Genomic DNA, 23,450 nt, shown 5'->3' on the forward strand with positions numbered 1-23,450 from the left:
AAAGGAGAGTTCAACCTGGTACAGATTTTCGTTCGCGATAATAACGTCGATCAAGCGCTGAAAGCCCTCAAGAAGAAGATGCAACGCGAAGGCAGCTTCCGTGAAATGAAGCGCCACGTTCATTACGAAAAGCCGTCGGAAAAGCGCGCCCGTCAAAAGGCCGAGGCTGTCCGCCGCGCCCGCAAGCTGGCCCGCAAGCGCGCCCAGCGCGAAGGCCTGCTGCCGGCTCCGAAGCCTCGGGTTCCGGGCGGCCGTTAAGCCGTTCCAGCCAAGGCTGAATGATCAAAGGCCGCTCTGGGAAACCAGAGCGGCCTTTTTGATTCAGCGCCCCTCTGCCCCCCGTCCCGGGGAGGGTGGACGAAGCGAAACGGAGGCCGGGTGGGGAGGTGTAAGTGAGGTGTGGCGGTTGTTTCGCCTTGCCGCGCCATCCGACGGCTGACGGCCTCAACTACCCTCCCCAGTTGCGAGAGAGCGACGACGCCTTATTTCCCGCCACCGCGCCCATAACGCTGGCTGGGCTCAGCTGTGCGTCGGATCGACTTCAGATTGGTCGCGCTCAAGCCGCGCTTGCTTAAGCGCGACCAGATAATCCCTGCGCGGCCGCCCGCTAAGCGCGTGGCGCCACGCCGTGTTGTCCGACATCACCGAAATGCCGAGGTCATAGCCAGCCACCTTCAGGAAAGCCTCCCTTCGGCGATCCAGCCGCATCGTGACCGGTAGTGCATTAGCGCCCACGAAAAGCACCCAAGCACCAGCGATAGCCATCGTCGCCATGGCGACCCAAAACGGTATCGGCAGGCCAGCCAGGCCCGCCAGGCTCACGGCCCCGATTGGGATTAAACTCTTGGAGAACTCGAAGCCGACCCACTCCTTCCAAGCGCTGCCTCGACGGCGAACGCTGGAAAGAAGAACGGACTTCACCCGAATGCGGCGAGCCTCCCCGCGAAGAGAGAAGTAATCCAGTCCCCTCACCGACCCGTCACCGCCCCGGCAAAGCTCTTCCAGCTCAGCTTCACGTCGGACAGGGCGCCGGCGCGGAAGGCGCGGCCGGCGATCCAGACCATCAAGGCGGCGGTCAGGAACATTCCTAGCAGCGTCAGCGCGATCTCGATCATCGGCGGATCGCTGGGCGCGCGGGCGCTCATCAGGAAGGGGGTGAAGAAGGGAATCCACGACAATACCTTCACCAGCGGCGCGTCCGGCGTCTGCAGCGCCATCTGCATGACCAGGATCGGCACGACCAGGATCATCATGATGGGTCCCATCAGGGTCTGGGCGTCGCGCGGCGTCTCGCAGAAGGCGCCGATGGCCGCGAACAGCACCGCGTACATCAGATATCCGCCGACCATATAGAGCAGGAAATAGATCAGCAGCCCGCCCTCCATCAGCACCGAGCCGACGTCGCGGGCGATGTTGGGCACTCCGGCGGTTAGGCCGATCGCGCCAATTCCGACCCACACCACCAGCACCGTCAGGGTCAGCAGCGCCACCCCCAGCACCTTGCCTGTCAGGATCTCGGTCGCCGAGGCCGAGGACAGCAGCACCTCGAGGATACGGTTCGCCTTCTCCTCCATCACGCTGTTCAACAGGATTGAGGCGCCGGTGATGATCAGCGACCACAGCACAAAGCCCGCCGCCAGACCGATCACGCCCGGCAGGCGGTCGCGGAACGACACCTCGCCCCCCGTGGCGGCGCGGGGCGAGAAGACCGCCACCTCTGGCCGGAACGCCTCGGTCCCCGCGACCACCGTGGGGTCGATCCCGGCGGCGGCGAAGGCCTGGCGGCGATGGGCGTCCTTCAACGCCTCGCGGATCGCGCCTTCGACCGTCGTATCGGATGTTCGTGCGGTCCAGACGCGGGCGGCGGGCCCCTGTTCCGACTGGCTCAGGAAGACAACGGCGTTCAGGCGCTGATCCTCGGGCGCATCCTCGCCCAGGGCCTGACGCACGGCGGCGTCGCGCGCCTCGCCCGGCGCGGCGGCGGCGATATCAGTGGGCGCATCGACCAGGCGCATGGCCCGTTTGGGACGGCTGAACCCGGCGCCGGCGCGCGGCGCCTCGGCCTGCAGCGCGGTCAGGCCGGCGTCGAACCCCTGGCTCTCGGCCACCTTGCGCACCCGGTCCCCGGCCTCGGTCCCCGCCTCGGGGATCGCGGCCATGCGCAGGGCGGCGATATCGCGCCGGCCCTGCTCGGCCTCCAGCGCCTGCCGGACGGAAGCGGCCAGGCCGGTCGCGGGCGCGTCCTCGACGATGGCGACGGCCCTGACCGGCTCGGCCCCCCGGATCAGGACCGGAATGCCCCCGCCCAGCACGGCGAAAATCGGAAAGGCCAGCAGCGACAGCCAGAAGCCGACGGTGCGGGCATAGGCCATGAACTCACGGCGCGCGATCAGCAGGGTGCGTTTCATCGTGCGCCCTCCCCGGCCGCAGTTTGGGTCTGGTCGATGTCCGGATGATCGCCGGTCAGACCGATGAAGGCGTCGTGCAGCGTCGGCTCGCGCAGTTCGAACCGCCTCACGTCCAGCCCGTGCAGGAAGGCCGCCTTCAGCGCCTCTTGCCCCGATGCGCCCGACGCCAGCGCGGCCTTCAGCGTGCGGACGCCGTCCGTTTCGGTCGCCACCGTGACACCGGTCACACCGGGCAAGGTCGCGACCGAATCCGGCGTGATAGCGCCTTCAAGTTCAAGAAAACGGGGCGAGGTGGCCCGCGCCTCAGTCACAGTGCCCTCGAACGCCTTGCGGCCCCGCGCCAGCAGCACGACCTTGTCGCACAGGCGTTCGGCGTGCTGCATCACATGGGTGGAGAACAGGACGGTGGCGCCGTCAGCGGCCAGTCCCCGTATCATCTGCTCCAGCCCCTGCTGGTTCATCGGGTCAAGGCCGGAAAACGGCTCGTCCAGGATGACGAACTCGGGCCGATGCACCACCGAGGCGATCAGTTGGACCTTCTGGGCCATGCCCTTGGACAGGTCCTTCATCTTCTTTTTCTGCGCGCCGCCCAGGCCCTGGGACTCCAGCATGTCCTTGGCGCGGCGGCGACCTTCGCCGGTCGGCAGGCCCTTCAGCGAGCCGAAGAAGGCGATGGCCTCGACCGGCGTCATCTTCTTGTAGAGGCCCCGCTCCTCGGGCAGGAAGCCGATCCGGTCGCGCACCTTGCGCCCGTCGTCCGCGCCCAGGATCTCGATCCGGCCGGACGTAGCGGGCTGCAGGCCCAGGATCATGCGCAGGGTCGAGGTCTTGCCCGCCCCGTTGGGTCCCAGAAAGCCGCAGATCGAGCCTCGTCCGACCTGAAAGCTCAGATCACGGACGGCATCGAAATCCCCGTAACGCTTGCTGATGTGATCCAGCGTCAGGGCGGCGGGCATGGCTTCTCCTCGGATGACGCCGCCAACCTAGCAAGCGTCCCGGGATTGTCGCCAGTTGAAAGAGGTTAATCAGGCCTGAGCAGGCTCGGCCACGATCTCGAAGGTCTGGCCCATGACGCGCGCGGGATCGACCTGCTGGCCGTCACGGCGCACTTCGAAATGCAGATGCGGGCCGGTCGAGCGCCCGGTCGAGCCGACCAGACCGATACGGCTTCCGGCATAGACGTTGTCGCCCGACGCCAGATCCACCCGGCTAAGGTGGCCATACAGGGTGGTCATGCCGTTGGGATGCCGCACCTCCACGAAATTGCCGTAGCCGTCCTTGTCATAGCCACGGCGGATCACCTCGCCCTCGGCGGCGGCGAAGACACTGGTGCCTTGGGGCGCGGCGATATCCACGCCCTTGTGGTGGCGGGCCTGACGCTCGAACGACAGCTTGCGCAGGCCAAAGCGGGAGTTGATCTCGTAACCGCGCACAGGGCGCTCGAACAGGATTTCACGCATCACCGGCCCCGCGGGCTCGGCGACGGCGGTGACAGGCGGCGCTTCGGGAAGGGAGATTTCGATCGCCCCCTGATCAGCCGGGACGCTGGGGGCGGCGGCCATGGCCAGAACTGCGGTGGCGGCCAAGGCGGCCATCTGGCCAAGGTGGATGACGTGCGGCCTTACGGCCGGCGAAAGCAGACGCATACTGGTTTTACACTCCGGTCTCGCTCAACTGAGCGGGCGGGAGGCCGTCATGGCCACGCAAGGCGCGGGAGGCGAACAGTAGCGGTCGCCGACAGCCGGTTGACGGCTTTTTGCACCTGCGAACGGTCAGGAATGGGGCGACGAAGGGTGACAAGGCGTCGCACCCATGGAACTCGCTGTTTTCCCTTTTGGAATCAAAAGGGCCGCATGACGGATCACGCGGCCCTCCCGACAGATTTTCAGCTCGACCTAGAGCGGCAGTGACAGCTTGATGGCGCCCATGTGGCTGTCAGCATGGTCGCCAAAGCGGCCACGATAGCCGAAGCTGACGTTTACCGGCCCGACCGTGCCCTCGACCCCGGCCGAGGCCAGGAACTGGCCGCCGAACGCGTCCTCGACCTGGCGGTCCAGCACATGCGAGGGGCTGCCGGAAATGCCGACGCGAACAGGATCGCCGCCATCGTCCAGACTGTCGCGATAGCCGCCCTCGGCGTAGAAGCCGAACGGCCCCATCGCGCCCTCGGCCCGCAGAGCGATCTCGGCCGTCACCCCGTCCAGGGTGTGGTCGCCATAGGCGTACTGGGCGGCGACGCCCTGTTCGACATAGCCGTCGACGTCGCTGCTGGTCCAGGTCACGGCCGCCCGGGGCGAGATCGCCAGCCCGCCCATGTCCATCCACAGGCCGCCCTGCAAACGCGCGCCCTTGCTGAGACCACGGGTCGAGCCGGTGTGGGTGACCGGGCCAAGCGCCGTGACGCGCTCGGTGTCGTACTTGTCGTCGGCCACACCGGCCGCCGCATTGACGAACACATCGCCCGAGCGCCAGCCGCCATAGATGTCCAGCCCAAAGGTGTTCAGGTCGAAGCTGTGCGCCCCGCCCTCGACCTCGGCCCGGCGATAGGTGCCGGCCATGCCGAACCGCCAGTCGGTCGACGGGCCGCTTTCCAGCGCGATGCGGACGCCATAGCCGTCGCTGTCGCTTTCGGCGACCGAACCGCGCGCATCGGTGCTGGTGCGGTCGATCAGGGCGCCGACCGAGATCGCGGTGCCGGCGGACCAGGCGGCGCGGCCGGACATCGCCTCGCTGGCGGCGTCCAGCCCATCCTCGCGGTGACGCGCCGCCGTCTCGGCCTGCAACGCCGTGCCGGCCCCCAGGTCGCCATAGTACAGGTAGTCATTGGCCAGACGCGCGATCACACGGTGACCGGCTGCGGTCGGGTGGACCCCGTCGAAGTAGAAATAGTCGCCCGGGTTGGAGCAGAGGGTCATCGCCAGCTCGTTGAAGCACGGCTGGGTCACATTGCTGATGCCGAACGCGCCGGGGTTGGCGGCGATGGTGTCGCCGACCTTGAACAGGTCCATCAGGATGATGTTAGTCCCCGGCTGCGCGGCGGCGGTGGCGAACATGCCGGTCGACAGGGCGCCGTTGAATTGACCCACCGCAAAGTCGGCCAGGGCCCCGGCGGCGGTCCCGCGGAAAGCCGGCGTCAGGCTGAGCTTCGGCAGGTTGGTGACAAGGATCGTACCCGCGCCCTCGCTCGCGATCGCGCCGACGATGGCGTTCATATCGACGGCGGCGCCCAGGGCGATGGGCGCCATATAGCCGGTCGGATTGGCCAGGGCGGGGCTGCCGGCCGGCAGGTCGCCGAACGCTTCCAGTCCCTGGAAGATATTGTTGGCCCCGCCCAGCACGCTGACCAGGTCATTGGCGCCGAAGGTTCCGCCTGACATCTGGTACATACCCAGTTGCGTGCGCATGCCGGGCGGCGAGGCCGAGGCGTCGGTCCGCGCGCCGCCGAAGGCCAGGTTGACGCTGCCCGTGACCGGCGCGCCTGCCGTGATGCGACCGGCGTTGAAGCCCAGCAGCTCGGTGAAGACCGGCCCGTCCGAGAATCGGCCCTGCCAGTAGATCGGCGCCGGCGGTCGGGCGCCGGCCGTGACCGCATACAGGTTGCCGTTGTCGCTCAGGCTGTCGCCGAACACGACCAGACGGTCATAGGTCTGGGCGCTGGCAGCGCCCGTGACGGCGCAGGCGGCCATGGTCAGGGCCGCGATCGCCGCGGATCGCAGAAGACGTGACATCGATGAATCCTCCCTCGGCCATCAGCTGTGGCCGTTGGCCGCAGTCTGCGCGTGCTAATTACCGACGCGCAAGATACCGTTAGGGAAACTTGGTCCGCCTACTGAAGCATTCGGAAGCGCAGCGTGCCCGGTACGTCACGCAGGGCCTTCAACGCTTCGGGGTCGTAGCCCCTGTCCACGTCGGTGATGACATAGCCCGTGCGCTCATCCGTCTTCAGGTGCTGGCCCAGAATGTTCAGCCCGGCCGCCGACAGCGCCTGGTTCAGCTCGGCCAGCACGCCCGGCTGGTTCCGGTGGATGTGCAGGATGCGGTGCGCGCCCGTCACCTCGGCCAGCTGCACGTTCGGCAGATTGACGCAGAAGGTGGTGTCGCCCCGATTCAGATAGCCCAGCAGCCGCTCGGCCGCGAATTCGGCGATGGCCTCCTGCGCCTCTTCCGTGGAACCGCCGATATGCGGGGTCAGGATGACGTTCTTCAGGCCCGCCAGCGGGCTGTCGAACGGGTCGGCGTTGGTGCGGGGCTCCTCGGGAAAGACATCGACGGCCGCGCCGCCGATCCGGCCCGAACCCAGCGCCTGGGCCAGCGCCCCGACATCGACCACATGGCCGCGCGACAGGTTCAGCAGCAACGCCCCCGGCTTCATCCGCGACAGCTCGGCCGCGCCGATGATGGCGGTGTTCTCCCTACGCCCGTCGACATGCAAGCTGACCACGTCCGCCTCGGCCAGCAGGGCGTCCAGGCTCTTCATCCGCCGCGCGTTGCCCAGCGCCAGACGTTCCGACAGGTCGTGGAAGATGACCCGCATCCCCAGCGCTTCGGCCAGCACCGACAGCTGGCTGCCGATGGCGCCATAGCCGACGATGCCCAGCGTCTTGCCCCGCAGCTCGCGCGAGCCCGTCGCCGACTTGTTCCATTCGCCCCGGTGCATGGCGACCGACTTGTCCACCACGTCCCGCATCAGGACGATGGTCAGGCCGATGGCCAGTTCGGTCACCGAACGGGTGTTGGAATAGGGCGCATTGAACACCGCCACGCCGCGGTCGGCGCAGGCGTCCAGGTCGATCTGATTTGTGCCGATGCAGAAGGCGGCCACGGCCATCAGCTTGTCGGCCTGTTCCAGCACCCGCGCGCTGAGGGTCGTCTTGGACCGGATGCCCAGCACATGGACGCCCTTGATCGCCTGAATCAGGTCGTCCTCGTCCAGCGCGCCCTTCTGGGTTTCGACGGAATAGCCCGCCTCCTCCAGCCGCTCGACGGCGGCGGGGTGGATGTTCTCCAGCAGCAACATGCGGATACGGCTGCGCGGATACGAGAAACGCCCCGCCTCGCCCTCGGCATGCAGGACCTCGTCGATGGTGGCCGCCTCGGCGTCCGCTATGGCGACGACGCGGTCGCGCCGGACGACCTCGGTAAAGGCGTAGAAACGGTCAGCCGCCCCGGCCAGCTTGACCTCCGCATCATTCCAGCCGTCCCCGACCATGACCACCGGTCCGGTCAGGCCCAGCGCCTGGATGACCGCCGGCTTGCCGTTTTCACGCGACAGCGGATTGGCGTCATCGACACCGACCACACGCCCGTCGATGTCATAACGCAGGTCGTTGGCCAGCACGTGGTCGGCCGCGATCCCCAGTCGCTCGGCCAGCGGCTGGATGATCTCGCGGAAGCCGCCGGACAGGATGTAGATGCGCTGGGCGTTATCGGTGAAAAAGCGCGCGTTGCGGCGCACTGAGCCGGTGGCCATGGATGTGACCTTGGCCGCCAGCGCCTCGACATGCGCACGGGTCAGCGGCAACAGCGCCAGGCGACGACGCAGCGCCTCGCCAAAGTCCAGTTCGCCGTTCATCGCCTGATCGGTCAGGCGCGCGATCTCGGCCCGCACCTCTGCGGCGCCCACGTCACCGTCCAGCGCAAGGTCGGCCAGCGCCTCCAGCGTCTCGAAGGTGACCAGGGTTGAATCGAAGTCGAAAACGAAAAAGGCGGGCGCGCTCATGCGCCCACCTAATCCCACCTTCGCAGATGCAGCAACGGCGCTCGTCGCCTAGAAGCGGGAAATCCCGCGTGTGCGGCCCTCGGCGCGCCGGTTTTCCAGCGCGGCGGCGCCCACGGCGGCCGCGATGGTCAGCAGCGCCAGAACCGCCCCGCCCTCCTTGGCGTGGTCGCGGGCATAGTCGCCGGCATGCCTGGCATAACCCCTGGCCTTTTCGGCGCGGCGATCGAATTGCACGTCGTGCTTCGTCTTGCTGAACCAGCGGCCCGCCTTGTCACGACTTTCAGCGCCGGCATGCCCGGCGCGTTCGCCCAGATCCTCGACACCATGACGAACGCCGCGCGCAATGTCTTCAAAGCGGTGACGCAACGCCTCGGCGTCGACCCAACCGCGCGGATTCATCCGCTCGCGGAAATGCTCGAACCGCGTCGGGCCGCTGCGCTGATTGAGCAGGAGCGTCGCGAGACCCACGCCCGCCAATACCGCGACGGCCCCAGCGACGATTCCGGGATGTTTGCGGGCCTCGGCCAGAACGCTGAACTGTCGAACCATCGGATAATGAACCTCTTCATCAAGGCCGTCCTCGGTCGGGTCATAGAGCCCGTCGTCGAACGGCTGATAGGCGGAACCCCTGTCCCGCATCAATGAAGGAGCGAACCGGGCGAAAAGTGGTTCCGCAAGGCCCGGCAAGGCCGAATAGAAGCTGGCGATCAGCCGGCCACCGCCCCCCACGGTGATCTCGCGGATCGGATGGCTGGCGCAATACAGGATAGTGTCGGCCACCACATGAGCCGCATAAACCGGCTGCGGGTTAGCCACGGCGTATCCCGTCAGGTTCCGCGCATGCTTGGGATAGGGCGTGTCCACGGCCGAAGGTTTGACCAGTGACAGAGCGATCGGGCTCTGCTCGCGGATCAGCTCCATCCGCAGGGCGTTGGTGAAGCCTTTCAGCGCGTGCTTCGATGCCGAATAGACGCCCTGAACCGGCAACGGCAGGTCCGACATGATCGAGCCGACGTTGATGATCGCCCCGCCGCCAGGCCGCGCCCGCAGGTGCTCGACCGCGACCAGAGAGCCGTTCACCGCACCCCAGTAGTTGGTCTCAAACAGCCGCCGCTGGTCCTCCAGCGTGGTCTCGCGGATGGGGCCATAGATCGACACCCCGGCGTTGTTGACCCAGGTGTCGAAGCCGCCGAACAGCCGCTGGCATTTCTCGGCCGCCTCTTTCAGCGCCTCGAAATCCGCCACATCGGCCACCGCCCAGGCGCAGCGCGCGCCCTCGGCCTGAAGCTCTTCGCACAGCGACTTCAGGTCCTGCTCACCCCGGGCGATCAGGAACACGCGCGCCCCTGCCCGCGACGCGCGACGCGCCGTCGCCAGCCCGACGCCTGACGTGGCCCCGGTGATGACGATAGCTTGCTGTTTCAGGGGCTTGAGCGTGGGTTTTACAGTCATTCTCTGGCCTGGATCAGGTGGGGTCAGATGGAACGGCGACGATCACGGCCCGTTCCGCAGGTCATCATGGCCGGATCGCACGCGCGTGACCATGCCCCCTTACGAAGTCCATGCCGGGCGCCTATCTTGCCCGGCTTCCGTTCGTACCGAGGATTTCCGCCGTGACCGATCACGCGCCCGCCGCTTCCACGCCTGTCGATGACCTGGCCGCCGCCTTCCAGATCGAGGGCTGGCCCGTGCGTGGTCGCCTGGTGCGGCTGGGCGAAACCATCGACACCATCCTGTCGGCCCACGACTATCCCGAGCCGGTCGCCGCCCTGCTGGGCGAGGCGTGCGCCCTGGCGGCGCTGGTGGGCTCCAGCCTCAAGTTCGAGGGCCGGCTGATCGTCCAGGCCCAGGGCGACGGGCCGGTGCGCTATGTCGTGGCCGACTATGACACCGCCGGGACCATGCGCGGCTTCTGTCGCTTTGACGCGGACGAGGTCGCGGCCGTGTCGCAAGGCTTCGCCCGCCCCGGCGCGCAGACGCTGCTGGGCAAGGGCGTCTTCATCATGACGCTGGACCGGGGAACGGATTTCGAGCGGACCCAGGGCATCACGCCGATCGAGGGCGAAAGCCTGTCGCTGTGCGCCGAACACTATTTCGGGCAGTCCGAGCAGGTGCCGACCAAGGTCCGCCTGGCCGTGGGCGAGGTGACGACCGAGGCGGGCCGTTCGTGGCGCGCGGGCGGGGCCATGATCCAGGTCATCGCCGGCGACACCGCGCGCGGTTCGACCGAAGAGGTGTGGGACCGCAGTCGCGCCCTGTTCGCCACCCTGGCCGACGACGAGCTGATCGACCCGACCATCGCGCCCCAGACCCTGCTGTATCGCCTGTTCCACGAGGACGGCGTCCGGCTGGAAGGGGCCCAGCCGCTGAAGGCCGTCTGCCGCTGCTCGCAGGACCGGATCGCCACAATGCTGCTGTCCTTCCCCGAGGCGGACCGGGCCGAGATGATCGAGGACGACGGCAAGATCCACGTCACGTGCGAATACTGCTCGACCCAGTACGAGATCGAGCCAGAAAGCGTCCGGGGCCAGTAGCCCCGGCGCGCCCGGTCTTCAGATCAGCATGAAGACCACATTGCCGAAATTATGCATCAGGACCGGCAGCAGCAGACTGCCGGTCTTTTCCCGCAGCCAGACCAGCAGCAGCGCGGGCAGGCCGGTGGCGGCCATGGTGACGGCGTCGAACGCGAACGCCCCGTCCGAATAGCTGAGCGCGTGCATCAGGCCGAACGCGGCGGACGTGATGACGGCCGCCCACCCCATCGGCGCGCCCAGCACGCGGATCGGCCGCCCGAACGCCTCGTTCAGCATCAACAGAAGCACGCCGCGATAGAACAGCTCTTCATCCAGGCCCGGCATGGTCAGTTGGAACGCCAGGCTGTCGGCGTCGAACCCCTGGCCCGGGAAATACAGCGCCAGCCCAACGAACACGGCCACCAGCACAGCGCACAGCGCCAGCGCGCCGGGCAGGCCCTGCCGATCCTGTTTCAGGGTCAGCCCTGACCGCTTCCAGCCCAGCAGGCTTGCCACGATCAGCGACAGCGCCACGGCCAGCGCCTTGCCTTCCCAGTTCCAACTGGACGACCCGAAATCCAGCGGGATCAGGCCATAGCCCCGCGACAGCAGGGCGTCATACACCCCCATCAGGGCCAGGGCCGCGATCAGCCATCGCCAGCCTATCCGCCCCCGGCCCAGCGCGGCCGCGCCCAGCCCGACGACGACGGCGACGGCCGCCATCCACCCCAATGTCCACCACACAGCGTCCGACATCCACGCCTCCCACGACAGTTGGGAGGTTAGAGGCCGTCACGCCGCCCGGCGGATGCAGATTGCAGATCGGTAAGTGGGCCTACCGGTCGATCAGCCGCCCAGATCCAGCGAATACCCTGCCGAACGCACGGTGCGGATCGGGTTGACGGTGCCTTCCACGTTCAGCGCCTTGCGCAGGCGGCCGACGTGGACGTCGACGGTGCGCGCCTCGACATAGACGTCCGAGCCCCAGACCGCGTCCAGCAGTTGTTCGCGGCTGAACACCCGACCGGGGTGCTGCATCAGATGGTCCAGCAGGCGGAACTCGGTCGGCCCCAGATGGATCTCCAGGCCCGCGCGGCGCACGCGGTGGGCGACGCGGTCGATGACGATGTCGCCGTGGTTGATGCGATCGTCGGCCAGGCCCGGACGAATGCGCCGCAGAACCGCCCGGATGCGGGCGATCAGCTCGGTCATCGAGAAGGGCTTGGTCATGTAATCGTCGGCGCCGGTGTCCAGGCCGCGCACGCGGTCGGTTTCCTCGCCCCGCGCGGTCAGCATGATGATCGGCAGGTTGCGCGTCTCGGGACGGCCGCGCACCCGGCGGCAAACCTCGATGCCCGACACCTTGGGCAGCATCCAGTCCAGCACGATCAGGTCCGGCAGGCGCTCGTCGATCTGGACCAGCCCTTCTTCGCCGTCGGCGGCGACCACGACGTGGTAGCCCTCCTTCTCGAGGTTGTACTGAAGGAGCGTGGCCAGCGCGTCCTCGTCTTCCATAACCAGAACATAGGGCTGCACGTCGGGCTCTCCGGTCGTCAGTCGTTGGGCGTGTCAGGCGTCGCCACGGACGGCGGCGCAGGCGGGGTGGCGAGATCCTCGGGCGTGGTCGGCGTCCAGCGCGGACGGTCGCCCAGGATTTCCTCGCCGGTGATCTCGTAGTGGATGGTCTCGGCGATGTTGGTGGCGTGATCGCCGATCCGCTCCAGGTTCTTGGCCATGAACAGCAGGTGGGTGCAGGCGCCGATCGTGCGAGCGTCCCCCATCATGTAGGTCAGCAGCTCGCGGAACAGGGCGTTGTAGTGCTCGTCGACCTCGTCGTCGGTGTTCCAGACGGCCAGTGCGCGGTCCACCTCGGACGCGGTATAGGCGTCCAGCACCTCGCGCAGGCGGGTCGACACCAGCCGGCCCATCCGCTCGATCGAGCGGGTCAAGGGCTGCATCGGCTCGCCCTCGGCCAGGATCAGGGCGCGCTTGCCGATGCTCTTGGCCAGGTCGCCGGTCCGCTCCAGATCAACCGCCAGCTTCATGGCGGCCAGGGCGCGGCGCAGGTCGCTGGCCATCGGCTGGCGCAGGGCGATCAGGCGGATGGCCTTGCGCTCGATGTCGCGGTGCAGGGCGTCCAGCCGCGCGTCGCGCTCGACCACCGCCCGCGCCAGGGCCACGTCGCGGCGGGCGACGGATTCCACGGCGTCGGCGACCTGGGCCTCGGCCAGGCCACCCATGCGGGCGACCTCGGCCGTCAGCTGGTTCAGCTCGTCCCCATAGGCCTTGACCGTATGCTGGTTCATGGCGTCGTCCTCAGCCGAAGCGGCCGGTGATGTAATCGAGCGTGCGCCGCTCGCGCGGATTCGTGAACATCTCTTCGGTCGCGCCGGTCTCGACCAGATTGCCCATGTGGAAGAAGGCGGTCTGCTGACTGACCCGCGCGGCCTGGGCCATCGAGTGGGTGACGATGACGATGCAATAACGCTCGCGCAGTTCGTCGATCAGCTCTTCGATCCTGGCCGTCGCGATGGGGTCCAGCGCCGAGCAGGGCTCGTCCATCAAGATCACCTCGGGTTCGACCGCGATGGCGCGGGCGATGACCAGGCGCTGCTGCTGGCCGCCGGACAGGCCGGTGCCGGGCGAGTGCAGGCGGTCGGCGACCTCGTCCCACAGGCCCGCGCGCTTCAGCGACACTTGCACCATGTCGTCCAGCTCACCCTTGGACGTCGTCAGACCATGGATGCGGGGACCATAGGCGACGTTCTCGTAGATGCTCTTGGGGAAGGGGTTCGGGCGCTGGAACACCATGCCGACCTGGGCGCGCAGCAGCACGGGGTCGACCGAGCGGGCGTTGATATCCTCGCCGTCCATCTCGATCCGGCCAGTGACGCGGCAGCCCGGAATGGTGTCGTTCATGCGGTTGAACGTCCGCAGGAAGGTCGACTTGCCACAACCCGACGGACCGATCAGCGCCGTCACCGACTTGTCCGGCACGTCCAGCGAGACGTCGTACAGCGCCTGTTTGTCGCCATAGAAGACCGAGACGTCGCGCGCCTGGACCTTGATCGGCAAGGCGGTCGCCTGGGCGCCCTCGCCTGCTCCGCTCGATTGGCCATCGGGGGCCCGAAAGATTTTGGACTTCATGGTCTTACCAGCGACGTTCAAAGCGTCGTCTCAGGACGACAGCGGCGGCGTTCATGACGATCATGAAGGCCAGCAGGATCAGGATGGCGGCGGCGGTCCGTTCGTGGAAGGCGCGCTCGGACGCGTTCTCCCAGATGTAGATCAGCGACGGCAGGGCGCCGGTCGGCTCTGTCAGGGCGTGCGGCACGCCGGGCACGAAGCTGATCATGCCGATCAGCAGCAGCGGCGCTGTCTCGCCCAGGGCGTGGGCCATGGCGATGATGGCCCCTGTCATGATGCCCGGCATCGACAGCGGCAGGACGTGGTGGAACACCGTCTGGGTGCGGCTGGCGCCCATGGCCAGGGCGGCTTCGCGGATCGACTGCGGCGTGGCTTTCAGCGCCGAACGGGTCGCGATGATGATGGTCGGCAGCGCCATCAGCGCCAGCACCAGACCCCCGACCAGCGGGCTGGCGCGCGGCAGATGCATCCAGTTGATGAACAGCGCCAGACCCAGCAGGCCGTAAACGATGGACGGCACCGCGGCCAGGTTGTTGATGTTGACCTCGATCAGGTTGGTCAGCCGGTTCTTGGGCGAAAACTCTTCCAGATAGACCGCCGCCCCGACGCCGACCGGGATGGCGATCAACGCCGTCACCAGCAGCATCAGCACCGACCCGACCACCGCGCCCAGCACCCCCGCCAGCTCCGGCTCGGTGGAATCGCCGTTCAGGAACAGGGCGCTGTTGAAGTGGGCGCGCACCGCGTCGCGGGCCTTCAACTGATCCAGCCAGGCGATCTGCTGGTCGCTGAGGCGACGCTGGTCGGCCGGCGTCTCGCGCGAGATTTCGCCCTTGTAGAACAGGTCCGCCTCGTCCGACATCGGCGCGGCGACGGGCACCGTCTGGCCGATCAGGCCGGGCCGGTTCTGCACCAGATCGGCGACGCGATATTTCAGTTCGGACGAGAACAGCGCCCGCATGGCGGTGGCGTTCTTGCCCTCGGGGTCGTTTACGGCGCCCAGACGGACCAGCGACTGCTCCGCCACCATCTGTTCGATGTTCGAGCCCTGCGGATAGGCGCGATCGATGCGCGCCGGGTCCAGATAGACCGGCGTCGTCACCGTATGGCTGTAGAAGGCCGTGTGCCCCTGCTCGACCAGTCGGCCCAGCAGCAGCACGAGGAAGGCCAGCGCCAGGGCGATGGCCAGCCCGCCATAGAATTTGAAGCGTCGCTCGCGCGCATAGCGGCGCTTCAGCCCGGCTTTCAGGCGCTGGGTGCGCGGACCGGCCGGAATGATGTCGGGGGTCGCGTCAGTCATATTGCTGCCGATAGGCCTGGACGATGCGTTGGGCGACGATGTTCAGGCCCAGGGTGACCACGAACAGGGTCAGGCCCAGGCCGAACGCGGCCAGCGTCTTGGGGCTGTTGAACTCCTGGTCGCCGGTCAGCAGGGTGACGATCTGCACCGTCACCGTGGTCACCGTATCCAAGGGATTGAGCGTCAGCCTGGCCGCCAGACCGGCCGCCATGGTCACGATCATGGTCTCGCCAATGGCCCGCGACATGGCCAGCAACAGGGCGCCCGCGATGCCCGGCAGGGCGGCCGGCAGCAGCACCCGCTTGACCGTCTCGGACTTGGTCGCGCCCATGGCGTAGGAGCCGTCACGCAGCGATTGCGGCACCGCGTTCAGGATGTCGTCCGACAGCGAGCTGACGAACGGGATCAGCATGATCCCCATGACTGCGCCCGCCACCAGCGCCATCTGGTTCTGGACCAGGGACAGATAATGCCCCAGCCCGTCCAGCGGCCCGCCGATCAGCATCAGGCCGATCTCATTGAAGAAGACACGGAACGCCGGCCCCACCGTCAGGGCGGCGAAGAAGCCATAGACCACGGTCGGCACGCCGGCCAGAATCTCCAGCAGCGGCTTGAACACGGCGCGGGCCGTCGGCCCGGCGTATTCCGACAGATAGATGGCCGAGAACAGGCCGATGGGCGCCGCCACCATCATGGCGATCATCATGATCAGGAAGGTGCCGGCGAACAGCGGCAGGGCCCCAAACGCCCCGGACGAGCCGACCTGATCGGCCCGAATGGCCATCTGCGGGCTCCATTTGGTCCCGAACAGGAACTCCGTGATCGGCACCGAGGCGAAGAAGCGGCTGGAGTCATACAACAGCGAGGCGATGATCCCGATGGTCGTCAGCACCGCCACCGCCGAACAGGCGAACAGCAGGCCCACGACCCAGCCCTCGACCCGGTTGCGGGCGCGCATCTGGGGCCGGATCTGCGTCAGGGCGAACAGCGCGCCCAGAACGCCCGCCAGCGCCAGGGCGGCGATGCCGGCGACGTTCAGGGTCGTGCGGATCTGCGCCGCACGGCGCCCCTCGGCGGGCAGGGTCTCGGCGATGTCCTGGGGCCAGATCTGCTGGGCCGACCGCCCCTGCCCGACCAGTCGCGCGTCATTCAGGAAGGCGTCGCGGCGGAACCCGTCCAGCTGACTGACGGCCTCGGGCGCGCCGGCGACCAGCAGCTGATGCTCGATCTGCCGCGAGAAGACACCGGCCCCCGCCAGGATGACCAGCGCCGGCACGGCCACCCAGATCATCGCATAGACGCCGAAATAGCCGGGCCGCGAATGCGCCCGCGCGCCGTCGACCGCGCGACGACGCACCATGGCACGCCCGGCGAAATAGGCGACGATCGCCAGCGCGATCAGCAGAAGAGCGGAAAACCAGATCATCAGGGTCCGGACGACAGGCGCGGGAATCACAACGCACCGGTGGGCCGATCCGTCGCGGCGGAAACTGCCCGCGATTGGTCAGCGGAATACGACGGCGGCGTGACAGTTCTGTTACGTCGTCAGGCCTCGGACGATGGCGCGGGGCCCTCGGGCGCCATCGGGAAATAGGCCGTGAACGCCGCACCCTGCCCCGGCGCGCTCTCCACCGTCATGCCGCCGCGGTGGCGATTGACGATATGTTTGACGATGGCCAGACCCAGGCCCGTGCCCAGCCGCTCGCCGCTCTTCTGGCCCTCGACGCGATAGAAACGCTCGGTCAGGCGCGGCAGATATTCGCGCGCCATCCCCGGCCCGTGATCGCGCACCGTGACCTGGGCGTATCTCGCCCCCGCCTGGTGATCCGGTGTCAGCAGCGACAGGCGCGTGCTGCCCGGAATGATCAGTTCCGGCGGCGTGTCGATCGACACATCGCGACGGACGACCACCTCGACCACCCCGCCCACGGCCGAATATTTCACCGCGTTGTCGACCAGATTCTGGACCACCTGAACGATCTGGTCGCGGTCGCCGATCACCGGCGTGCGCACAGCCCCGCCCTCGATCCGCACCCCGACCTTGCGCTCGGCGGTCAGGACGCTGACGGCGTCCGCGACGTCAGAGATCGCCCGCGACAAATCGACCTTGCCCGACGGGGGGATATGCTCGTTCAGCTCAATCCGGCTGAGCGACAGCAGGTCCGCGACCAGCCGGCTCATCCGGTCGGCCTGGGCCGCCATGATGTCCAGAAAGCGGTCCCGCGCCACACTGTCCTCGCGCGCATGTCCCTTCAGCGTCTCGATAAACCCGGACAGCGAGGCCAGCGGCGTGCGCAGTTCGTGGCTGGCGTTGGCCAGGAAGTCGACGCGCATCAGCTCCATACGGCGCACGTCCGTCTCGTCCCGCAGCACCAGCAGCGCCAGCGCCTCCTCACCCTCGGCCGGCAAGGGCCGGGCCAGCGCGCGCCAGTGACGGTCATGCGCCCCGACGGCGGCATAGTCGGTCGTGCGGTCGACCCCGCCGAACAGCGCCTCGTCCACAATCTCAAGCACGCCGGGGTCGCGGACCACGGACACCAGCCGCGCGCCCTGGCGCGGAATGCGGAACAGCTCGCGGGCGGCGCCGTTGGCCAGCACCACCATGCGGCCGGCGACATCGTCCGGCTCGCGTCCCGCGACGATCAGCACCGGATCGCGCAGCGCTTCAAAGGCGTCGCTCAGCAAGCCGCCCGTCCCCTCGACCGCCTCGACCGCAGGCTCCAACGGGGTGGACGGCGCAGGCGTCAGGCGCGGGCGGCTGGCCATCCATGTCGAAAAACCGACCACTACAGCGCCCAGCACCAGCCATCCGGCCAACTCGCGATGAAACACCGCCAGCACCAGCAGAACGCAGATCGCCACGCCGCCGCTGGCGCCCGCCGTCCACATGCGCGAGGTCAGGGACGGCGCGACCGGCGATGGCGAATGCTCATAGGGCATGCTGGGGGTTCCATCGCGCGACGGGAATCAGCCGTGCGCTCGATCCTCCTTCAAGAAGAGGTTCACGTCACCCTGATGACAAGTCGCGATCAATCTGCGGCTACGCCTACGCTTTATTCACTTCAATCGGGAATAGTCAGGCCTGGAAGGGGACCCGATGGTCGCTGCGGCGCTTGGCGAATTCATAGGCCTGTTCGACTGGCGGTACGTCCTGCTGGCGACGGCGGTCTGTTTTGGCGGCTTCTCCACGGGCGTGGAGACGCTGAACCATGCCATGCGCGTGGGGCATCGCGGCCAGTTGAGGGCGGCAATCCTGACCTCGCTTGCTGTCGGGCTCAGCGCCTGGGCCGGCCATTTCGTCCTGATGCTGGGCCTGGATACCGGCTATCTGCTCAACTACGCGCCGGGGCGGACGCTGATTTCGTTCACCGGCGCCCTGTCCGGGACGTTCCTGGGCGTCTGCATCTTCCTGCTCGGTCGAAACGAGTGGTGGCGGCTGCTGGGCGTGATGGTGGTCGCACTGACCGTCGCGCGGATCAACTTCCTGGCCGTCGCCGCGATCCGCTCGCCGATTGAGGTGAACTGGAACCTGTGGCTGGGCTTCATCGCCACCCTGGCGCCGGTGATGGCCTTTGGTCTGGGCTCCTGGCTGAACCGCCGCCTGCCCCGCCTGAAAACCACCGCTGCGGCGGCTGCGGGCGCGCTGGGCTTCCTGCTGCTGCACCTGATCAGCCTGCCGGGTCTGACGCTGACGGCGGTGAACCAGCCCGACCCGATCCTGCTGCACGACACAGCCATGCTGTGGGCGGCGGTTGGGCTGATCGCGTTGCTGGCCCTCGGTGGCGCGGCGCTGGCCACCCTGTCCTATTGGTCGCGCCTGGCCACGCTGCGCGAACTGCGCGAGGCGATCGACGCCATGCCTGATGGTCTGGGTTTCTTCGACGCCAATGACCGGCTGGTCCTGTGGAACGCCAAATACGCCGAGGTGAATCCCGAACTGCGCTCGGCCCTGCGCGCGGGCCAGAGCTTCCGCGAGATCCTGCAGATCGGCATCGACGAAGGCCTGTACGCCGAGGCCGCCGGCCGCGAAGAGGAATGGATCGAGGCGCGCATGGTCGCGCACCGCGACCTGTCCAACACGATGGAGCAGCGTATCGCCGGCGACCGCTGGCTGCGGGTTCAGGACCGCATGACCTCGGCGGGCGGCATCGTGACCGTGGTCAACGACATCACGGACCTGAAACGCGACGCCCAGGCCCTGGCCGAGGCGCGCGACGCGGCCGAAAGCGCCAACCGCGCCAAGAGCCTGTTCCTGGCCAATATGAGCCACGAGATCCGCACACCCCTGAACGGCGTCATCGGCCTGGCCCAGGCTCTCTCCCGCACCGACCTGACGCCGACGCAGACGGAAATGCTGGCTCTCATTGAATCCTCGGGCAAGACGCTGCAGTCCCTGCTCAGCGACATTCTGGACCTGGCTCGCGTCGAATCCGGCCGCCTGGAATTGTCTGAGGAAGTCTTCGATCTCGAGACCACGGTGAATGAGGCGGCTCGCCTGTACGCCGCCACGGCCGAGGAAAAGGGCCTGCGCTTCTTTGTCGAGGTCGCGCCTGACGCGCGTGTCTGGATCGCGGGCGATCCGGTTCGCCTGAAACAGGTGCTGACCAATCTGGTGTCCAACGCTGTGAAATTCACCAGCGCCGGCTTCGTCGGCCTGAACGTCGATCGGGGCCCGGATCGTGACGGTTCGCCGACGCTGCGCTTCTCGGTCGAGGACACCGGCATCGGCTTCGACAGCGCAACCCGCGAACGCCTGTTCAGCCGGTTCGAACAGGCGGACGGCGCCATCACCCGCCGCTTCGGCGGCTCGGGACTGGGCCTGGCCATCTCGCGTCAGCTGGCGGACATGATGGGTGGCGATCTGGACTGCGAGAGTGAACCCGGCGGCGGCTCGGCCTTCATCCTGACCCTGCCGATGAAGATCGCCTCGGCTCCGACCCAGGCCGCGCCCGTGGTCGAGCATGGGCTGGCTCCGAAATCGGGGGGCCGCTGTATTCTGGTGGCCGATGACCACCCCACCAACCGCAAGGTGGTCGAACTGATCCTGGCCCAGGCGGACGTGGAACTGACCATGGTCGAGGATGGCGCCCAGGCCCTGTCGGCCGCCCGATCCCGAACCTATGATCTGATCCTGATGGACATGCAGATGCCCGTGATGGACGGCCTGACCGCCGTGCGCGAAATCCGCCTGCACGAGGCGACCATGGGACTGGAGCGGACGCCCATCGTCATGCTGACGGCCAACGCCCTGCCCGAACATATCGCCGGCGCCATCGACGCCGGGGCGGACCTGCACCTGGCCAAACCGTTCAACGCCGCTGAACTGCTCGGCCTGGTGATGGACCCGCCCCTTCGTGTCGAGACCGTGGTCGCGGCCTGAGCCGCCTATTCGTAGCCGTGCGCCGCCTCGTTGATCACCTGTGACGGGATCTCGGAAAAGTCGACAGCCACCGGCTGGGCCACCCGCGCCCGGAACGTCTTGATGACATGCTCCAGCCGGCGACGGACCTCGCGCTCGGCCTCCGTCCGGGTGTCCAGGTTCAGGGGCGCCAGGCAGAAGTCGATGATGGCGTCCGGGTTGGTCAGGGGTTGCATCGTTTCGTCTCCTCTTTTCATTCGGCCGCGACGAACTGCGCGGTCTCGGTGGAGTCTTTCAGGGCCGTGGTCGAGGACTGGCCGGACGAGATGACGGTCGCCACATCGTCGAAATAGCCGGTGCCGACCTCGCGCTGGTGGCGGGTGGCGGTGTAGCCGGCGGCCTCGTTGCCGAACTCGCGCTGCTGCAGCTCGGAATAGGCGGCCATGCCGCGGTCGCGATAGCCGCTGGCCAGTTCGAACATGCCGTTGTTCAGGCTGTGGAACCCGGCCAGGGTCACGAACTGGAATTTGTAGCCCATGGCCCCCAGCTCACGCTGAAATTTGGCGATGGTGGCGTCGTCCAGCTTGGCTTTCCAGTTGAAGGACGGCGAGCAGTTGTAGGCCATCAGCTTGCCGGGGTGTTCCTTCTGAACCGCCTCGGCGAACCGTTTCGCGTCGTCCAGGTCGGGATGGCTGGTCTCCCACCACAGCAGGTCGGCGATGTTGGCGTAGGACAGGCCGCGCGCGATGCAGTGGTCCAGGCCGGTCCCTTCCTTCAAGCGGAAGAAGCCCTCGGGCGTGCGGCTGTCGCGGTCGATGAAGGGCCGATCGCGCTCGTCCACGTCAGAGGTGATCAGCTGGGCGCTCTCGGCGTCGGTGCGGGCGACCGTGATCGTCGGCGTGCCGCAGACGTCGGCGGCCAGACGCGCCGCGATCAGGTTGCGCTCATGCGCCTGGGTCGGGATCAGAACCTTGCCGCCGAGGTGGCCGCACTTCTTTTCCGAAGCCAGTTGGTCCTCGAAGTGGACGCCCGCAGCGCCCGCCTCGATGAAGGCCTTCATGATCTCGAAGCTGTTCAGCGGCCCGCCGAAGCCGGCCTCGGCGTCGGCGACGATGGGGGCGAACCAGTCCCGCTTGGCGCCGCCCTCGGCGTGCTCGATCTGGTCGGCGCGTTGCAGGGTGCGGTTGATACGGCGGCACAGCTCCGGCGCGGCGTTGGCCGGGTACAGCGACTGGTCCGGATACATGGCCCCGGCGGTGTTGGCGTCGGCCGCCACCTGCCAGCCGGACAGATAGATGGCCTTCAGCCCCGCGCGGACCATCTGCATCGCCTGATTGCCGGTCACCGCGCCCAGGGCGTTGATATAGGGCTCGCTGTGCAGCAGCTCCCACAGGCGATTGGCGCCGCGCTCGGCCAGCGAATAGGTGATCGGCACGGAGCCGCGCAGGCGCAGAACGTCCTGCGGGCTGTACGGGCGTTCGATGCCGTCAAAACGGCCCTTGGGCGAGGGAACCAGGTCGGCGAAGGTGGTCATGGTCGATCTCTGATCTGGATAGGCGCGGCCGCAACCGCTGTCCGGATCAGAGGACCACGTCGAAGTCACATTCGATACAGCGCACGGTCAACTTACGATGTCGCTTTGTCATTATATGACACTTGCTGTTCAGTCATATTGTGACATTCTGTCGAAATGGACACGACGGCCGATCGTAAACTGTTTCTGGGCGGCCGTTTGAAACGGCTCCGGCGCGATCTTGCGCTGACCCAGACGGCGATGGCGGCGGACCTCGGCGTCTCCCCCTCCTACCTGAACCATATCGAGCGGAACCAGCGCCCGGTCTCGGCCCAGCTGCTGCTGCGCCTGGCCCAGACCTATGACGTCGACCTGCGCGGCCTGGGCCAGGGCGGGGCCTCCGAGACCGAACTGACCGAGGCGCTGTCCGATCCGGTGTTCCAGGGTCTGGCCGTCCCCCGGCATGAAATCGTCCAGCTGACCGACGATCAGCCCGCCCTGGCCGACGCCCTGCTGCGCCTGTATCGGGCCTTCGCCGACGCCCGCACGCGCGAGCGGACCCGCGCCGACGCGCCGGGCGACAGTCCGTCCGAATGGGTGCGTGAACACATCCAGTCGCGTCACAACCATTTCCCCGAACTGGATACACTGGGCGAGGCTCTGCACGATGCCTTGCGCGCAGACGCCACCGCGCCCGATGTCAGCTTCGAGGCTCTAGCCCGCGCCCATCTGGCGTCACGCCACGGCCTGACCGTCCGTACCCTGCCGGCCGAGGTCATGGTCGAATGGACCCGGCGCTACGACCCCCACCGCCGCCGGCTGCTGCTGTCCGAAACGCTGGGGCCCTCGTCCCGCGCTTTCGCCGTCGCCTATCAGCTGGCCCTCAGCGAACACGGGGCCGATCTGGAGGCGATGACCCAGGCCGCATCACCGCCCGACAGCGCGACCCACGCCCTGTTGAAGGTGTCACTGACCAATACCTTGGCCGCCGCGACCCTGATGCCCTACGCCGCCTTCCACCGCACGGTCGAGGACACGGGCTATGATCTGGCGCGGTTGCAGGCCCGGTTCGGCGTCGGCTTCGAACAGGCGGCGCACCGGCTGACGACCCTGTCGCGACCGACGGCGCGCGGCGTGCCCTTCTTCCTGATGCGGGTCGATCAGGCCGGGAACATCTCCAAACGCTACGCCTCCGGAGCCTTTCCCTTCTCACGCTTCGGCGGCGCCTGTCCGCGCTGGCGGCTGCACTCGGCCTTCCGCACGCCCGGCCGCGTCATCACCCAGATCATCGAGACGCCGGACATGGACGGAAAGCCCGGCGGCCGCTGGTTCACCCTGGCCCGCACCGTCGACCGTCAAGGGCATGACGCCTTCACCGAGGGGCACGACCTGGCCATCGGTCTGGGCTGCGAGCTGAAATACGCGCAACGCCTGGTCTATGCCCGCGGCCTGGACCTGAACGCGCCCGAGGTCACGCCTATCGGCCCCGCC

The 23,450-nt window shown here is 67.6% G+C and carries 20 protein-coding genes and 1 pseudogene; 4 read left to right on the plus strand and 17 right to left on the minus strand.

The features are described from left to right. The first annotated feature begins 15 nt into the window (after window positions 1-15). Entirely contained in the window at window positions 16-258 is a 243-nt protein-coding gene (gene rpsU / locus EON91_RS10500) for a 30S ribosomal protein S21 (protein WP_087120183.1), read from the plus strand. A 261-nt stretch (window positions 259-519) separates the two neighbouring features. Here rpsU and EON91_RS10505 read toward each other — a convergent pair whose 3' ends face one another. The 8 genes and pseudogenes from EON91_RS10505 to EON91_RS10535 all read right to left on the minus strand — a co-directional run bounded on the left by EON91_RS10505 (window position 520) and on the right by EON91_RS10535 (window position 9,579). Beyond that, window positions 520-921 (minus strand): hypothetical protein, encoded by a 402-nt coding sequence (locus tag EON91_RS10505; RefSeq protein ID WP_292094322.1) that lies wholly within the window; start codon window positions 919-921, stop codon window positions 520-522. Between the two features lie 47 nt (window positions 922-968). Next, complete coding sequence (locus EON91_RS10510) at window positions 969-2,408, minus strand: ABC transporter permease (protein ID WP_292094324.1); 1,440 nt, start codon at window positions 2,406-2,408, stop codon at window positions 969-971. Then, window positions 2,405-3,364 (minus strand): ATP-binding cassette domain-containing protein, encoded by a 960-nt coding sequence (locus EON91_RS10515; protein ID WP_292094327.1) that lies wholly within the window; start codon window positions 3,362-3,364, stop codon window positions 2,405-2,407. Before EON91_RS10515 ends, EON91_RS10510 begins: the two co-directional genes overlap by 4 nt. Before the next feature lie 69 nt (window positions 3,365-3,433). After that, entirely contained in the window at window positions 3,434-4,054 is a 621-nt protein-coding gene (locus tag EON91_RS10520) for a M23 family metallopeptidase (RefSeq protein WP_292094328.1), read from the minus strand. A 249-nt stretch (window positions 4,055-4,303) separates the two neighbouring features. Continuing rightward, on the minus strand, window positions 4,304-6,136 hold the full coding sequence (locus EON91_RS10525) for an autotransporter domain-containing protein (protein WP_292094347.1): 1,833 nt from the start codon (window positions 6,134-6,136) through the stop codon (window positions 4,304-4,306). 98 nt (window positions 6,137-6,234) lie between these two features. Beyond that, window positions 6,235-7,479, minus strand: a complete 1,245-nt coding sequence (serA, locus tag EON91_RS10530; RefSeq protein WP_366250314.1) for a phosphoglycerate dehydrogenase — start codon at window positions 7,477-7,479, stop codon at window positions 6,235-6,237. 120 nt (window positions 7,480-7,599) lie between these two features. After that, window positions 7,600-8,127 (minus strand): annotated as a pseudogene (locus EON91_RS14690) (HAD-IB family phosphatase); the annotation flags it as partial. 48 nt (window positions 8,128-8,175) lie between these two features. After that, complete coding sequence (locus tag EON91_RS10535; protein WP_292094352.1) at window positions 8,176-9,579, minus strand: SDR family oxidoreductase; 1,404 nt, start codon at window positions 9,577-9,579, stop codon at window positions 8,176-8,178. 110 nt (window positions 9,580-9,689) lie between these two features. Between EON91_RS10535 and EON91_RS10540 the strand changes: the two genes are divergently transcribed. Continuing rightward, a complete protein-coding gene (locus EON91_RS10540; protein ID WP_292094354.1) occupies window positions 9,690-10,661 on the plus strand; it encodes an Hsp33 family molecular chaperone in 972 nt (323 codons plus the stop codon). An 18-nt stretch (window positions 10,662-10,679) separates the two neighbouring features. Here the strand turns inward: EON91_RS10540 and EON91_RS10545 are convergent, their stop codons facing one another. From EON91_RS10545 to EON91_RS10575, 7 genes are all read right to left on the minus strand, one after another. Next, window positions 10,680-11,396 (minus strand): CPBP family glutamic-type intramembrane protease, encoded by a 717-nt coding sequence (locus EON91_RS10545; RefSeq protein WP_292094356.1) that lies wholly within the window; start codon window positions 11,394-11,396, stop codon window positions 10,680-10,682. Window positions 11,397-11,486: 90 nt separating this feature from the next. Continuing rightward, complete coding sequence (gene phoB, locus EON91_RS10550) at window positions 11,487-12,176, minus strand: phosphate regulon transcriptional regulator PhoB (RefSeq protein ID WP_292094358.1); 690 nt, start codon at window positions 12,174-12,176, stop codon at window positions 11,487-11,489. A 17-nt stretch (window positions 12,177-12,193) separates the two neighbouring features. Continuing rightward, window positions 12,194-12,946 (minus strand): phosphate signaling complex protein PhoU, encoded by a 753-nt coding sequence (gene phoU, locus EON91_RS10555; protein ID WP_292094360.1) that lies wholly within the window; start codon window positions 12,944-12,946, stop codon window positions 12,194-12,196. Window positions 12,947-12,956: 10 nt separating this feature from the next. Next, window positions 12,957-13,787 (minus strand): phosphate ABC transporter ATP-binding protein PstB, encoded by an 831-nt coding sequence (gene pstB / locus EON91_RS10560; RefSeq protein WP_292094363.1) that lies wholly within the window; start codon window positions 13,785-13,787, stop codon window positions 12,957-12,959. Between the two features lie 4 nt (window positions 13,788-13,791). Continuing rightward, the gene (gene pstA, locus EON91_RS10565; protein ID WP_292094364.1) at window positions 13,792-15,087 is read right to left on the minus strand and encodes a phosphate ABC transporter permease PstA; all 1,296 of its coding nucleotides are present in this window, start codon (window positions 15,085-15,087) and stop codon (window positions 13,792-13,794) included. After that, window positions 15,080-16,513, minus strand: a complete 1,434-nt coding sequence (gene pstC, locus EON91_RS10570; RefSeq protein WP_292094366.1) for a phosphate ABC transporter permease subunit PstC — start codon at window positions 16,511-16,513, stop codon at window positions 15,080-15,082. The genes pstA and pstC overlap by 8 nt, the downstream gene beginning before the upstream one ends. 119 nt (window positions 16,514-16,632) lie before the next feature. Beyond that, window positions 16,633-18,027 carry an ATP-binding protein gene (locus tag EON91_RS10575; RefSeq protein ID WP_292094368.1) on the minus strand — a complete coding sequence of 465 codons (1,395 nt, stop codon included), beginning with the start codon at window positions 18,025-18,027 and terminating at the stop codon, window positions 16,633-16,635. Window positions 18,028-18,184: 157 nt separating this feature from the next. Here EON91_RS10575 and EON91_RS10580 point away from each other — a divergent pair, with 157 nt between their 5' ends. Beyond that, window positions 18,185-20,467 carry an ATP-binding protein gene (locus tag EON91_RS10580; protein WP_292094370.1) on the plus strand — a complete coding sequence of 761 codons (2,283 nt, stop codon included), beginning with the start codon at window positions 18,185-18,187 and terminating at the stop codon, window positions 20,465-20,467. Window positions 20,468-20,472: 5 nt separating this feature from the next. Here the strand turns inward: EON91_RS10580 and EON91_RS10585 are convergent, their stop codons facing one another. Continuing rightward, window positions 20,473-20,682 (minus strand): hypothetical protein, encoded by a 210-nt coding sequence (locus EON91_RS10585; RefSeq protein ID WP_292094372.1) that lies wholly within the window; start codon window positions 20,680-20,682, stop codon window positions 20,473-20,475. Window positions 20,683-20,699: 17 nt separating this feature from the next. Next, entirely contained in the window at window positions 20,700-21,980 is a 1,281-nt protein-coding gene (gene aceA, locus EON91_RS10590) for an isocitrate lyase (RefSeq protein WP_292094374.1), read from the minus strand. A 198-nt stretch (window positions 21,981-22,178) separates the two neighbouring features. On the opposite strand from aceA, the gene EON91_RS10595 reads away from it, so the two are divergent. Beyond that, on the plus strand, window positions 22,179-23,450 hold a 1,272-nt coding region (locus EON91_RS10595; RefSeq protein ID WP_292094375.1), incomplete at its 3' end, for a short-chain fatty acyl-CoA regulator family protein.

Source organism: Brevundimonas sp., assembly GCF_004210735.1.
Classification (GTDB): domain Bacteria; phylum Pseudomonadota; class Alphaproteobacteria; order Caulobacterales; family Caulobacteraceae; genus Brevundimonas.

What these genes read in the sequence shown, in the direction of transcription:
- EON91_RS10510 (WP_292094324.1), bottom strand. Translation starts at nt 2,408, where the DNA reads ATGAAACGCACCCTGCTGATCGCGCGCCGTGAGTTCATGGCCTATGCC.
- EON91_RS10515 (WP_292094327.1), bottom strand. Translation starts at nt 3,364, where the DNA reads ATGCCCGCCGCCCTGACGCTGGATCACATCAGCAAGCGTTACGGGGAT.
- EON91_RS10520 (WP_292094328.1), bottom strand. Translation starts at nt 4,054, where the DNA reads ATGCGTCTGCTTTCGCCGGCCGTAAGGCCGCACGTCATCCACCTTGGC.
- EON91_RS10525 (WP_292094347.1), bottom strand. Translation starts at nt 6,136, where the DNA reads ATGTCACGTCTTCTGCGATCCGCGGCGATCGCGGCCCTGACCATGGCC.
- EON91_RS10535 (WP_292094352.1), bottom strand. Translation starts at nt 9,579, where the DNA reads ATGACTGTAAAACCCACGCTCAAGCCCCTGAAACAGCAAGCTATCGTC.
- EON91_RS10540 (WP_292094354.1), top strand. Translation starts at nt 9,690, where the DNA reads ATGCCGGGCGCCTATCTTGCCCGGCTTCCGTTCGTACCGAGGATTTCC.
- EON91_RS10545 (WP_292094356.1), bottom strand. Translation starts at nt 11,396, where the DNA reads ATGTCGGACGCTGTGTGGTGGACATTGGGGTGGATGGCGGCCGTCGCC.
- phoU (WP_292094360.1), bottom strand. Translation starts at nt 12,946, where the DNA reads ATGAACCAGCATACGGTCAAGGCCTATGGGGACGAGCTGAACCAGCTG.
- pstB (WP_292094363.1), bottom strand. Translation starts at nt 13,787, where the DNA reads ATGAAGTCCAAAATCTTTCGGGCCCCCGATGGCCAATCGAGCGGAGCA.
- pstA (WP_292094364.1), bottom strand. Translation starts at nt 15,087, where the DNA reads ATGACTGACGCGACCCCCGACATCATTCCGGCCGGTCCGCGCACCCAG.
- pstC (WP_292094366.1), bottom strand. Translation starts at nt 16,513, where the DNA reads ATGATCTGGTTTTCCGCTCTTCTGCTGATCGCGCTGGCGATCGTCGCC.
- EON91_RS10575 (WP_292094368.1), bottom strand. Translation starts at nt 18,027, where the DNA reads ATGCCCTATGAGCATTCGCCATCGCCGGTCGCGCCGTCCCTGACCTCG.
- EON91_RS10580 (WP_292094370.1), top strand. Translation starts at nt 18,185, where the DNA reads ATGGTCGCTGCGGCGCTTGGCGAATTCATAGGCCTGTTCGACTGGCGG.
- EON91_RS10585 (WP_292094372.1), bottom strand. Translation starts at nt 20,682, where the DNA reads ATGCAACCCCTGACCAACCCGGACGCCATCATCGACTTCTGCCTGGCG.
- aceA (WP_292094374.1), bottom strand. Translation starts at nt 21,980, where the DNA reads ATGACCACCTTCGCCGACCTGGTTCCCTCGCCCAAGGGCCGTTTTGAC.